The following is a 12,119-nucleotide window of genomic DNA, read 5'->3' on the forward strand; positions in this document are numbered from 1 at the left end:
GCGTGCAGACTACCGTTCGCTAAAGCCGTTGATGGGTTCGCCGCGCGGTGACCAGTCGGCGACAACCTTGTCGACACGGCCTGGTGTTTTGCCACTCTGCAACAGCTGCAACAGCTGTTCACAAGCGTCACGTGTTCCCTGCGCGACGACTTGTACCCGCCCGTCGGGCCGATTGGCGGCGTACCCGGTCAGGCCCAGCTCCAGCGCGCGACAGCGCGTCCACCACCGGAAGCCCACACCCTGGACGCGGCCGTGCACCCATGCGGTGAGCCGGACGTCAGGTTCGGATTCAGGTTCAACCTCAGGCTCGAACATTGACGACCTCGAAACTGACTTTGGCGCCGGATTTCAGTGTGCGCCCGACCGTGCACACCTGGTCGATCGCGCGCTGCACCACCGTCAGCACCCGTGCTGTCTCGGCCTCGTCGAGCCCGGACAGGTCGAGCTCCATGGTCTCCTCCAGCAGTGGATAGCGTTCCTGTTCCCGGTCGGCTTCACCGGAGACCTTCACGACCGCCCGGTAATCGTCGCCGAGCCGACGGGCCAGCGGCTGGTCGCTGGCCATGCCGCTGCAGGCGGCTAAAGCGATCTTGAGCAGCTCGCCGGGCGTGAACACGCCGTCGACGTCTTCCGAGCCGATCAGGACTTGGGCGCCCCGCGAGCTGTGCCCGGTGTAGCGGCGAGTCCCGGTGCGTTCCACCCACAGTTCTGTCATGGGTTCTTTCTACCGGCCCCCCTTCGGCGCGAGCGGGCGCAGTTGTACGCATCTGCGCGGCGTGTCGTGTACAGACACGCCCGCTCGCGCAATATCTCGCGCAATATCTCGCGCAATACTCGCGCAATACGGGGACGGTTAGCGTCGCGGGCGGGGCTGGCAGCGCGGGCAGTAGAACGACGAGCGGTTCATGAACTTTTCCCGGCGGATCACCGCGCCGCATCGCCGGCACGGTTTGCCGTCGCGCCCGTAGGCGTCCAGCGCGCGGTCGAAGTAGCCGGACTGGCCGTTGACATTGACGTAGAGCGAATCGAACGAGGTGCCGCCCTGCGCAAGGGCATCCCGCATCACGTCGGCGGCCGCGGCCAGTACCGCGGTCAACTTCGGGCGGGTCAGACCACCGGCAAGCCGGGTACCGTTCACCTTGGCCCGCCACAACGCCTCGTCGGCGTAGATGTTGCCGATGCCCGACACGACGGTCTGGTCGAGCAGTTGCCGTTTGATCTCAGATTGCTTGCGCCGCAATACGTCAACCACTGCATCGACGTCGAACCGCGGATCGAGCGGGTCACGCGCCAAATGGGCTACAGGCGCCGGCACCACGCTGCCGTCCACTGTCACCAGGTCGGTCAGCATCCACCCGCCGAATGTCCGCTGGTCGACGAAGCTCAATGTGGTCCCGTCGTCGAGCACCGCTGCAATGCGCAGATGTCTCGCGTTGGGGACCGCACCGAGCAGCATCTGCCCGCTCATGCCGAGATGGACAAGTAACGCGGACTCGCCCCCGTCCAGGGTCAACCACAAATACTTGCCGCGCCGATCGGTGCCGGTGATGCGCGCATCGAGCAGCCGCGCCGTCAGGTCCGCAGGTCCGGCCTCGTGGCGGCGCACGGCACGGGGATGATGCACCCGCACCGCGGTGATGGTCTTGTCGACCACGTGGTCTTGCAATCCGCGCCGCACCACCTCGACTTCAGGCAGTTCGGGCATCTAGATCAGGCGTCTTCCGCAGTGTTGAGCGCATCGAGTGCGTTGTAGGCCGCCGACGCCGCTTTCTGTTCCGCCTCTTTTTTGGTGCGGCCCACGCCCGATCCGTACTGGGTGTCCATCAGCACCACCGTCGCGGTGAATTCCCTGTCATGGTCTGGTCCGGTGGCGGTGACACGGTAGGAAGGCACACCCAGGCCGCGTTCAGCCGTCAGTTCCTGCAGGCTGGTCTTCCAGTCCAGGCTTGCCCCCAGCTTGGGCGCCGCGTCTAGCAGCGGCCCGAACAACCGCAGAACCACTTTTCGCGCCGCCTCGAAGCCGCGGTGCAGGTACACCGCCCCCAGCAGGGACTCCATCCCGTCGGCCAGAATGCTGGATTTGTCGGATCCACCGCTATTGATTTCGCCGCGTCCAAGCAGGATGTAGGCACCCAGGCCGTCGTCGGTCAGCCCGCGCGCTACGTCGGCGAGCGCTTGGGTGTTGACCACGCTGGAGCGCATTTTGGCCAGGTCACTTTCCGGCCGGTCCGGGTGGCGACGAAACAGTTCGTCGGTAATGGTCAGGCCCAAGACCGCGTCGCCGAGGAACTCCAGGCGCTCATTGGTGGGCAGTCCGCCGTTCTCGTAGGCATAACTGCGGTGCGTCAGCGCCAGGGTCAGCAGCTCTTCGGGCAGCTCAACCCCGAGCGCGTCGAGCAGGTCATTCACGATTGCGCCGCATCGTCGTCGGAGCGGACCACGTCGGCGAGCTTGGCCCAGCGCGGATCGATCTTGTCGTGGTGATGGCCGGGCTCGGCGGTCGCGAGCGCAACGCCGCAATCCGGGCACAGCCCCGGGCAGTCCTCCCGGCATACCGGCGAGAACGGCAACTCGAGCCCGACGGCATCGATGATGGGCTGCTCGAGGTCAACCATGTCGTCGACGACCCGGCCGACCTCGTCCTCGTCGGTGGTCTCGTCGGTGGCGCTTTCCGGGTAGGCGAAGAGCTCGGTCAGCCGGACCTGCACTTGTCCGGCCATCTGGGTCAGGCAACGTGAGCACTCGCCGGCCGTTTGTGCGCTCACCGTTCCCGTCACCAACACGCCTTCGGAGACCGACTCGACCCGCAGATCCAGTTCCAGGGGGGTGCCGCGCTCGATCGCGATCAGATCCAGTCCGATGCGCGACGGGCTGGCCACCGTGTCATGCAGCGAGAACATCGCTCCTGACCGGCGTCCCAAGTGCGTGATATTGATCGCCAGCGGCGAGGTCGAATGCCGCTGCGGCGTCGAACTGTGCTGCCTGGGCATGCCCGCAATCCTACGAGCGGTACCCGCGGCGATCGCAAGCGCGGCGAAGCCGGGCGCAGCGGGTCGCCGCCATCAGCCCCCGGCGATCGCAAGCGCGGCGAAGCCGGGCGCAGCGGGTCGCCGCCAATCAGCCCGGGCTAGCGCTGCGCGTAGTCGTGCATGCCGGCCGCGGTCCGCAACTGGTGGCGGCCGCGGTTGACCGAACGCAAGGTGCCGTTGAGCATCTCCTCGAATTCGGCGAGCTTGCTGTCGACGTAGATGTCGCATTCGCCGCGCAGCCGGTCGGCTTCGGCGTGCGCCGCGTCGATGAGCCGGCTGGCCTCGGCGTTAGCCGACGCCACCACCTCGGTCTGGGACACCAGCCGCTGCTGCTCTTTGATGCCCTCCTGGACGGCCTTCTCGTAGGAGATGTTGCCCTCTTCCACCAACCGGTCACATTCCGCCTTGGCCCGGGTGGTGGCGGCCTCGTACTCGCGTTTCGCCGAGGCGGCGATGCGGGCCGCCTCTTCACGGGCCTCGACGACCATCCGCTCGCTGTGCTGGCGCGCCTCGGCCACCATGCGGTCGGCCTGCGACTTCGCGTCGGCCAGGATCCGGTCGGCCTCCGCGCGGGCGTGGTTGATCATCGACTCCGATTCGGTGGTCGCCGAGGACACCATCGAATCGGCGTGCGTCTTGGCGTCGTGCAGGAGCGAATCGCGGGCGTCAAGCACGTCCTGGGCGTCGTCGAGCTCGCCGGGGATCGCATCCTTGATGTCGTCGATCAATTCGAGCACGTCGCCGCGCGGCACCACACAGCCCGCGGTCATCGGCACACCACGGGCCTCCTCGACGATGGCGCCCAGTTCGTCCAGGGCTTCAAACACTCGGTACACGGCAGCACCCTTCCGGCGTCGTTGTTGTTACCAGTGTGCCTGGTGTTGCGCCTGTGACTGCGTTGGCATGCCCGGTGTGTCGGGGGGTTTAGCAGAATCGTGACGGTGCTCTTCACCTGCACACTTGCCGTCATTATGTCGACGCACCCATCCGGACGGCAATCGTGATAGGGGTAAACAGGTGGATAGAGCGTTGCAAGCCCTTGGACATGCGCTAGCCCTGGCCGGGTCGATGACCTGGGAGATTCTCTGGGCGCTGGTGCTCGGATTCGCGTTGTCGGCGGTGGTACAGGCCGTGGTGCGCCGGTCAACGGTCGTCAGTTTGATGGGCGACGACCGACCACGCACGCTTGCCGTGGCGGCCGGCCTCGGCGCCGCATCGTCGTCGTGCTCCTACGCCGCGGTCGCGCTGGCCCGATCGCTGTTCCGCAAGGGCGCCAACTTCACCGCGGCGATGGCCTTCGAGATCGGTTCGACGAACCTGGTGGTCGAGCTGGGCATCATCTTGGCCCTGCTGCTCGGCTGGCAGTTCACCGCCGCCGAATTCGTCGGCGGACCGTTGATGATCATCTTCCTGGCGGTGCTGTTCCGCCTGTTCGTTCGGTCCCGGCTTATCGACGCCGCCCGGGAGCAGGCCGAGCGCGGAGTTGCCGGGTCGATGGAAGGCCATGCAGCGATGGACATGTCGGTGCAAGGCGACGGTTCGTTCTGGCGGCGGCTGCTGTCCCGGCGGGGGTTCACCTCGGTGTCGCACGTGTTCGTCATGGAATGGACGGCCATCTTCCGTGATCTGGTTCTCGGTCTGTTGATCGCCGGCGCCATCGCGGCCTGGGTTCCCGAATCCTTCTGGCAAAACTTCTTTTTCAGTGAGCATCCGGTGCTGCGCGGGCTGTGGGGGCCGATCGTCGGGCCGATTGTGGCCATCGTGTCGTTCGTCTGCTCCATCGGCAACGTGCCGTTGGCCGCGGTGCTGTGGAACGGTGGTATCAGCTTCGGCGGCGTCATCGCGTTCATCTTCGCCGACCTGCTGATCCTTCCTATCCTGAATATCTACCGCAAGTACTACGGCACCGCGATGATGCTGACATTGCTGGGCACGTTCTACGCGGCGATCATCGCCGCGGGGTATGTCGTCGAATTACTGTTCGGCGCAGCGCATCTCATTCCCAGCGAACGCAATGCCACGGTGATGCACGCCGAGCTGTCGTGGAATTACACCACCTGGCTCAACATTGCGTTCTTGGTTCTGGCGCTGGTGCTGGTCGTACGGTTCTTCGCGACGGGCGGCATGCCGATGCTGCGCATGATGGGCGGCTCGCCGGACGCAGAACACGACCATCACGATCACAGTCACGACCATCACTGACCGGAGACGAGGGGCCCATGACCGCGCGTTCGTCGAAGCCACCGCCGGAGAACTATCCGCCCCCGCCCGGGCGCCCGCCGCTGGCCGACATCGGTCGACTCCTGCTTCGCTGCCCGGACCGGCCCGGACTGATTGCCGCAGTGAGCGATTTCCTGGCCAAAGCCGGCGCCAACATCATTTCGCTGGACCAGCACTCCACCGCACCGGAGGACGGAACCTTCCTGCAGCGGGCGATCTTTCACCTGCCCGGTTTGACGGCTGCCATGGACGAATTGGAACGACAATTCGCCGCCACGCTGGCCGAGAAGTTCTCCATCGACTACCGCTTCACCGAGGCCGTCAAGCCCAAGCGCGTCGCAATCATGGCGTCGAAAGACGACCACTGTCTACTAGATCTGTTGTGGCGCAATCGCCGCGGCGAACTCGAAATGTCGGTTGTCATGGTGATCTCCAACCATCCCGACCTGGCCGATCACGTGCGCCCATTCGGGGTGCCGTTCTTCCACATACCGGCCACCCGCGACATCCGTGCCGAAGCCGAGGAGCGTCAGCTTCAGTTGCTGCGCGGCAATGTGGATTTGGTGGTGCTGGCACGCTATATGCAGGTCCTCAGCGGCGAATTCCTGGGAGGTGTCGGCTGTCCGCTGATCAACATTCATCACTCGTTCCTGCCGGCCTTCATCGGCGCGGCCCCCTACAAGCGGGCACGAGAGCGCGGCGTGAAGCTGGTCGGCGCGACTGCCCACTACGTGACCGAAGTCCTCGACGAGGGGCCGATCATCGAACAGGATGTGGTGCGGGTCAACCACACCCACACCGTCGAGGATCTCGCGCGCCTTGGCGCCGACGTCGAACGGGCGGTGCTGTCACGCGCCGTGCAGTGGCACTGCCAGGACCGCGTTATCGTCCACGACAACCAGACGGTCGTCTTTTAGCGGTCGCGGAGTTTTTCGGTGAGCCGACGGTTCACGGGTTCGGGCAGCAGATCAGAGACGTCGCCGCCCATCGACGCGACTTCCTTGGCCAACGACGACGACACGAACGAATACCGCGGGGTCGTCGCGACGAAGAAGGTGTCCACCCCTGCAATGTGTTTGTTCATCTGCGCCATCTGCAGCTCGTATTCGAAATCGGTGCCGGTGCGCAGCCCCTTCACGATCGCGGTCAGCCCGCGGGACCGAACGAAATCGACCACCAGGCCCTCGCCGGACTCCACTCGCACGTTGGGCAGATGCGTGGTCGACTCCTCGATCATCGCGATGCGCTCGTCGAGGCTGAACATGCCCTGTTTGTTCGGGTTGACCAGGACGGCGGCCACCACCTCGTCGAACTGCGCGGCCGCGCGCTCCAGGATGTCGACGTGCCCCAAAGTCACCGGGTCGAATGATCCCGGACATACGGCGCCGCTCATGTGCGATGACGCTAGCAGGGCGCGTCAGCTAAGTTCGGCCAGCTCCAAACGAGTGTCGCCATAGACCCGCTGCTGCCAGGGCTGCCAGCCGGCCGGCCAGCTCAGCGGCTCACCGCCGGATGACCGCTCCACCGCGACGACGGTGCCGCCCTGAGCCCAGCCATGCGTCACCAACGCGACGAGCAGCGCCTCGATCTCGGCGGCGCTCACGTCGTACGGCGGATCGGCCAGGATCAGATCGACCGGCGTCGTGGCCCCACCGGCCAGCACGGTGGCCACCGGCTCACGGCGCAATGTCGCGCCAGGCAGCCCCAGCGTCGCGATGTTGCGGCTGAGCACCTTTGCGGCGCGGTAGTCGGATTCGACGAAGATCACCGACGCCGCCCCGCGCGACAACGCTTCCAGGCCCAGCGCGCCCGACCCGGCATAAAGGTCCAGCACCAAGAATCCTGTCAAATCCAGCCGGGCGGTCAACACGTTGAACAGGGCCTCCCGCACCTGATCGGTGGTGGGCCGGGTACCTCGCGGCGGGACCGCGATACGCCGCCCTCCGGCCACCCCGCCGACAATCCTTGTCAAAAGCGCCGCTCCTCCTCGTCGCTACGCTCCGCATCGTCGTCGACGCGGACCAAAAGCGCCGCTCCTCCTCGTCGCTACGCTCCGCATCGTCGTCGACGCGTCAGCGCAGCACCACCAGCAGATCGCCGCCCTCGACCTGAGCGGTGGGCGGTAGCGCGACCCGCTGCACGGTCGCGTCGGTGGGCGCGGTGATCGGGGCCTCCATCTTCATGGCTTCGATGGTGGCGATCATCTGTCCGGCACTGACCTGATCGCCCTCGGAAACCGCAACGGTGACAACGCCGGCGAATGGCGCCGCGATATGCCCGGCATTGCTCGGGTCGGCCTTTTCCAGGGTCGGAATCGTGCTGGCGATGCTGCGGTCGCGTACCTCGATCGGCCGCAGCTGACCGTTGATGATGCACACCACCGTGCGCACGCCGCGTTCGTCGGGTTCGGAAATGGCCTCCAGGCCGATCAGCAACTCCACGCCTGGTTCCAACCGCACCCGGTGCTCCTCGTTGTGGCGCAGGCCGTAGAAGAACTGGTTGGCCGACAACGACGAGGTGTCACCGTAGGTCTCCCGGTGCGATTCGAATTCTTTTGTTGGACCGGGGAACAGCAGCCGGTTAAGAGTGGCCTGCCGTTTGGGCCCGGCTAACGCCAGGGTGGCCTCGTCTTCGGGCGTCAAATCCGGAGCGGGCTTAGCCGGCGCTCGTCCGGCTAGCGCGGCGCTACGCAGTGGTTCCGGCCAGCCACCGGGTGGATCACCCAATTCTCCCCGCAGGAACCCCAGCACGGACTCGGGAATATCGAATTTTGCCGGATCCGAGGCGAATTCGTCGGCGCTGATCCCCGCGCCGACCAGCGCCAGCGCCAGATCGCCCACCACCTTCGATGATGGGGTGACCTTGATCAGCCTGCCCAGAACGCGGTCGGCGCCGGCGTAGGCCTCCTCGACCTCCTCGAACCGGTCCCCCAGCCCGAGCGCAATGGCCTGCTGGCGAAGATTCGATAGTTGCCCGCCCGGAATCTCATGGTGGTAAACCCGGCCGGTCGGTCCCGGCAGCCCGGATTCGAAGGGCGCGTAGACCTTTCGCAGCGCCTCCCAATACGGCTCCAACGAGCACACCGCACCCAGCGACAGGCCTGTGTCGTACTCGGTGTGTGCGGCGGCCGCGACGATCGAGCTCAGCGCAGGCTGGCTCGTTGTTCCCGCTAGCGGGGCCGCGGCACCGTCGACCGCGTCGGCGCCGGCGTGCCAGGCCGCGATATAGCTGGCCAGCTGGCCACCCGGAGTGTCGTGGGTATGCACGTGCACAGGCAGGTCGAACCGACTGCGCAGCGCGCTGACCAGTCGGCCGGCGGCCGCGGGTCGCAGCAGGCCGGCCATGTCCTTGATCCCCAGCACATGGGCGCCGGCGTCCACGATCTGCTCGGCCAGCTTCAGGTAGTAGTCCAGAGTGTAAATCTGCTCACCCGGGTCGGACAGGTTACCGGTGTAACACATGGCGACTTCGGCTATCGCAGAACCGGTTTCGCGCACTGCGTCGATCGCGGGGCGCATTGACTCGAGGTTGTTGAGCGCATCGAAGATGCGGAAGATGTCGATGCCCGTCGCAGTTGCCTCCTCGACGAAGGCTGAGGTCACAATTTCCGGATAGGGCGTGTAGCCCACCGTGTTGCGGCCCCGCAGCAACATCTGCAGGCAGATGTTGGGCATCGTCTCACGCAGCGCAGCGAGCCGCTCCCAGGGATCTTCCTTCAAAAACCGCAGTGCCACATCGTAAGTCGCTCCGCCCCAGCATTCCATCGACAGCAATTGCGGTGTGAGCCGGGCGACGTAGGGCGCCACCTTCAGCAGTCCACTGGTGCGCACCCGGGTGGCGAGCAACGACTGATGCGCGTCGCGGAACGTGGTTTCGGTCAGCCCCACCGCCGGCGACTGCCGCATCCAGCGCGCGAATCCCTCCGGCCCCAACTCGATTAGCCGCTGCTTGGAGCCCGGCGGCGGATCGGCCTCCAGGTCGACTTCGGGCAGCTTGTCATGCGGGTATACCGTCGACGGCCGCGAGCCGTGCGGCTTGTTCACCGTGACGTCGGCCAGATAATTCAAGATCTTGGTGCCGCGGTCGGCCGAGGATCGCGCGGTCAGCAGCTGTGGGCGCTCGTCGATGAACGACGTGGTCACCCGGCCGGCCTGGAAGTCGGGATCGTCCAAAACAGCTTGCAGGAAAGGGATATTCGTGGACACACCACGGATCCGGAATTCGGCGATCGCGCGCCGGGCGCGACGCACCGCCGCGTGCAAGTCGCGGCCCCGGCAGGTCAGCTTGACCAGCATGGAGTCGAAGTGCGCGCTGATCTCCGCGCCCAGGTGCGTGCCGCCGTCCAGCCGGATTCCCGCCCCGCCCGGGCTGCGGTAGGCGCTGACCCGGCCGGTGTCGGGCCGAAAACCGTTGGTCGGGTCTTCGGTGGTGATGCGGCATTGCAGCGCCGCGCCATGCGGCTGGACCGCGTCCTGGCGCAGGCCCAGATCGTCGAGGGATTCCCCGGCGGCGATACGGAGCTGGCTGGAAACCAGGTCGACGTCGGTGATCTCCTCGGTGACGGTGTGCTCGACCTGGATGCGCGGGTTCATCTCGATGAACACGTGCTCGCCGCGCTCGTCGAGCAAAAACTCCACCGTGCCTGCGCAGCTGTATCCGATGTGGCGGGCGAATGCCACCGCGTCGGCGCAGATCTTCTCGCGCACCTGCGGATCCAGGTTCGGGGCGGGCGCCAGTTCGATGACCTTCTGGTGGCGGCGCTGCACGCTGCAGTCGCGTTCGTAGAGGTGGATCAAGTTGCCGTACGTGTCGGCCAGGATCTGCACCTCGATGTGGCGAGGATTCAGCACCGCCTGCTCGAGGTAGACGGTCGGATCCCCGAACGCCGATTCGGCCTCCCGGCTGGCGGCTTCGATCGCCTCGGGCAGTGCGGCGGGGTCGTCGACGCGACGCATGCCGCGGCCCCCGCCGCCGGCGACCGCCTTGACGAACAACGGGAATCGCATGTTGTCGGCGAAGGCCACCAGCTCGTCGACCGACGCCGACGGCGACGAGGACATCAGCACCGGTAGGCCCGCTTCGCGTGCGGTCGCGATGGCCCGGAACTTGTTGCCGGTCAGCTCGAGCACCGCAGCGCTGGGGCCGACGAAGGTGATACCCGCCTGCGCGCAGGCCGCCGCCAATTCCGGGTTCTCCGAGAGGAATCCGTATCCGGGATAGACGGCGTCGGCGCCGGCGCGGCGGGCAGTTTCGACGATCTCGTGGACCGACAGGTAGGCCCGCACCGGGTGGCCTTCCTCGCCGATCTGGTACGACTCGTCGGCCTTGAGCCGGTGCACCGAATTTCGGTCCTCGTAGGGATACACCGCGACGGTGCCGATACCCAGCTCGTAGGCAGCGCGGAACGCGCGGATCGCGATCTCACCGCGATTGGCCACCAGCACCTTGGTAATCACGTGCGTCCCTTCAGGTTGCTTAGAACAGCGTCGCCCAGTATTCCCGGAATCGCACCAAGATAAGCAACACGACCGCGGTGAACCACAGCGCGGTGATCGACCACCGCCAACGGTAAAGCTGGAACGCCACTGCGCCGCCCCGGTTTTCCAGGACCGGGCGCGACACGATCCCGCCGACCACCACCAGCAGGGGGATGGTGACCGCCCATACCACCATGCAGTACGGGCACAACGCCCCGATGCGGTAGAGGCTTTGGAAGATCAGCCAGTGCACGAACGCCGCCCCAACCAACGTTCCAACGCCTAGGCCGACCCAATACCATTGCGGTAAAGTAACTTTCGCAACCGCGAGCACGCCGGTGACCACGACGACGGTGAAGGCGGCGATGCCAATCAGCGGGTTGGGGAAACCCAGCACCGAGGCCTGCGGCGTCACCATCACCGACCCGCACGACACCACCGGATTGATATTGCAAGACGGCACATACGACGGGTTGAGCAGGATATTGATCTTCTCCACCGTCAGCGCGCCCGACGCAAGCAAACCGAGCACTCCGGCAATCAGGACCCACCAGGCACTGCCCGGCGCTACTGCCGGCGATTGCGAATCTGGTTCGGCCGGTTGCGCTGAGCCTTCGGCGGTCACGACGCCGGCGTGGCCGCCGTGTCGATGCCCGGTACGTCCCCGACGATCTCTTTGATCTTGGCCACCAGCGCGTCGGGTGTGGACGGGTCATAGTCCTGACCGTTGATGCGGATCGTCGGGGTGGCATGGATGCCGACTGCGGCCGCCATGCCATCGACCAAGGGAACGTACTTGCCGCTGTTGATGCAATCGGGCACCTTGCCAACGACGCCGGCCTGGCGGGCAGTCTCGATCAGCCGCGCGTTATCGGGGAAGGACGTGCCGATTTCGGCGGGCTGCAGTTGCGGGGTGAACAGCGCGGTGTGGAAGCGGCGGAAGGCATCTATCGACTCGTCGGCCACACAGTAGGCGGCGGCCCCGGCGCGGCTTGAATAGTCGTCATTGCGCGGACTGCTCAGGATGCCGACCATGTAATAGTCGGCCGCGATGGCGCCGCTGTCGATCAGCTTGGAGACCGTGGGCCCGAAGGTCCGTTCGAAGTTGCCGCAGGCCGGGCACAGGAAATCTTCGTAGAACGACACGACCGCCTTGGGCTCCTTGGTGCCCTCCTTGGTGACCAGCTTGCTCGACGTCACCCGCACCGCCCGGGCACCGCTCTCAGTGTCCTTTTTCTCATGCGAGATGACGATGTAGCCGATGAGCGCAACGGCGAAGATCACGAAGACCGCGGTGAAACCGATCCTGAACGCCAGATCGCGCCGGCGACCGGCGGCTTTCAGGTCATAGGTGGGGCGTTTACGTTTTTCGGCCACGGGTTCGCTGATCCTT

General features: G+C 65.9%; 13 protein-coding genes. 2 read left to right on the plus strand and 11 right to left on the minus strand.

Annotation, left to right across the window (positions count from 1 at the left end):
• Positions 1 to 9 precede the first annotated feature (9 nt).
• The 6 genes from MSP7336_RS21050 to sepIVA form a co-directional block, all read right to left on the minus strand.
• The gene (locus MSP7336_RS21050; protein WP_113964497.1) at positions 10 to 315 is read right to left on the minus strand and encodes an acylphosphatase; all 306 of its coding nucleotides are present in this window, start codon (positions 313 to 315) and stop codon (positions 10 to 12) included.
• Positions 302 to 715: an OsmC family protein gene (locus MSP7336_RS21055; RefSeq protein ID WP_069394959.1), complete on the minus strand. Its 414-nt coding sequence runs from the start codon at positions 713 to 715 to the stop codon at positions 302 to 304. Before MSP7336_RS21055 ends, MSP7336_RS21050 begins: the two co-directional genes overlap by 14 nt.
• A gap of 138 nt (positions 716 to 853) precedes the next feature.
• On the minus strand, positions 854 to 1,705 hold the full coding sequence (gene mutM, locus MSP7336_RS21060) for a DNA-formamidopyrimidine glycosylase (protein WP_069394960.1): 852 nt from the start codon (positions 1,703 to 1,705) through the stop codon (positions 854 to 856).
• A 5-nt stretch (positions 1,706 to 1,710) separates the two neighbouring features.
• Positions 1,711 to 2,409, minus strand: a complete 699-nt coding sequence (gene rnc / locus MSP7336_RS21065) for a ribonuclease III (RefSeq protein WP_232320952.1) — start codon at positions 2,407 to 2,409, stop codon at positions 1,711 to 1,713.
• On the minus strand, positions 2,406 to 2,990 hold the full coding sequence (locus MSP7336_RS21070) for a YceD family protein (RefSeq protein WP_069394961.1): 585 nt from the start codon (positions 2,988 to 2,990) through the stop codon (positions 2,406 to 2,408). Before MSP7336_RS21070 ends, rnc begins: the two co-directional genes overlap by 4 nt.
• 137 nt (positions 2,991 to 3,127) lie before the next feature.
• Positions 3,128 to 3,865 carry a cell division protein SepIVA gene (gene sepIVA / locus MSP7336_RS21080; protein ID WP_069394962.1) on the minus strand — a complete coding sequence of 246 codons (738 nt, stop codon included), beginning with the start codon at positions 3,863 to 3,865 and terminating at the stop codon, positions 3,128 to 3,130.
• 181 nt (positions 3,866 to 4,046) lie between these two features.
• Between sepIVA and MSP7336_RS21085 the strand changes: the two genes are divergently transcribed.
• Together MSP7336_RS21085 and purU are read left to right on the plus strand one after the other, a co-directional pair.
• A complete protein-coding gene (locus MSP7336_RS21085; RefSeq protein ID WP_084226338.1) occupies positions 4,047 to 5,231 on the plus strand; it encodes a permease in 1,185 nt (394 codons plus the stop codon).
• 17 nt (positions 5,232 to 5,248) lie between these two features.
• Entirely contained in the window at positions 5,249 to 6,166 is a 918-nt protein-coding gene (gene purU, locus MSP7336_RS21090) for a formyltetrahydrofolate deformylase (RefSeq protein WP_069394964.1), read from the plus strand.
• Here purU and coaD read toward each other — a convergent pair.
• The 5 genes from coaD to MSP7336_RS21120 all read right to left on the minus strand — a co-directional run bounded on the left by coaD (position 6,163) and on the right by MSP7336_RS21120 (position 12,103).
• Positions 6,163 to 6,642, minus strand: a complete 480-nt coding sequence (coaD, locus tag MSP7336_RS21095) for a pantetheine-phosphate adenylyltransferase (protein WP_069394965.1) — start codon at positions 6,640 to 6,642, stop codon at positions 6,163 to 6,165. The two genes, purU and coaD, sit on opposite strands and share 4 nt — an antisense overlap.
• A 24-nt stretch (positions 6,643 to 6,666) precedes the next feature.
• A complete protein-coding gene (rsmD, locus tag MSP7336_RS21100) occupies positions 6,667 to 7,221 on the minus strand; it encodes a 16S rRNA (guanine(966)-N(2))-methyltransferase RsmD (RefSeq protein WP_069394966.1) in 555 nt (184 codons plus the stop codon).
• 100 nt (positions 7,222 to 7,321) lie between these two features.
• Entirely contained in the window at positions 7,322 to 10,705 is a 3,384-nt protein-coding gene (locus tag MSP7336_RS21110) for a pyruvate carboxylase (protein ID WP_113964498.1), read from the minus strand.
• Between the two features lie 19 nt (positions 10,706 to 10,724).
• Positions 10,725 to 11,351: a vitamin K epoxide reductase family protein gene (locus tag MSP7336_RS21115; protein ID WP_069394968.1), complete on the minus strand. Its 627-nt coding sequence runs from the start codon at positions 11,349 to 11,351 to the stop codon at positions 10,725 to 10,727.
• A complete protein-coding gene (locus tag MSP7336_RS21120) occupies positions 11,348 to 12,103 on the minus strand; it encodes a DsbA family protein (RefSeq protein WP_069394969.1) in 756 nt (251 codons plus the stop codon). Before MSP7336_RS21120 ends, MSP7336_RS21115 begins: the two co-directional genes overlap by 4 nt.
• Between the last annotated feature and the right edge of the window lie 16 nt (positions 12,104 to 12,119).

Origin of the sequence: Mycobacterium shimoidei (assembly GCF_900417275.1) — a bacterium.
GTDB classification, from domain to species: domain Bacteria; phylum Actinomycetota; class Actinomycetes; order Mycobacteriales; family Mycobacteriaceae; genus Mycobacterium; species Mycobacterium shimoidei.

Bases quoted from the DNA above. Each gene is read 5' to 3' on its own strand.
- MSP7336_RS21050 (WP_113964497.1), bottom strand. From the start codon at position 315: ATGTTCGAGCCTGAGGTTGAACCTGAATCCGAACCTGACGTCCGGCTC.
- MSP7336_RS21055 (WP_069394959.1), bottom strand. From the start codon at position 715: ATGACAGAACTGTGGGTGGAACGCACCGGGACTCGCCGCTACACCGGG.
- mutM (WP_069394960.1), bottom strand. From the start codon at position 1,705: ATGCCCGAACTGCCTGAAGTCGAGGTGGTGCGGCGCGGATTGCAAGAC.
- MSP7336_RS21070 (WP_069394961.1), bottom strand. From the start codon at position 2,990: ATGCCCAGGCAGCACAGTTCGACGCCGCAGCGGCATTCGACCTCGCCG.
- purU (WP_069394964.1), top strand. From the start codon at position 5,249: ATGACCGCGCGTTCGTCGAAGCCACCGCCGGAGAACTATCCGCCCCCG.
- coaD (WP_069394965.1), bottom strand. From the start codon at position 6,642: ATGAGCGGCGCCGTATGTCCGGGATCATTCGACCCGGTGACTTTGGGG.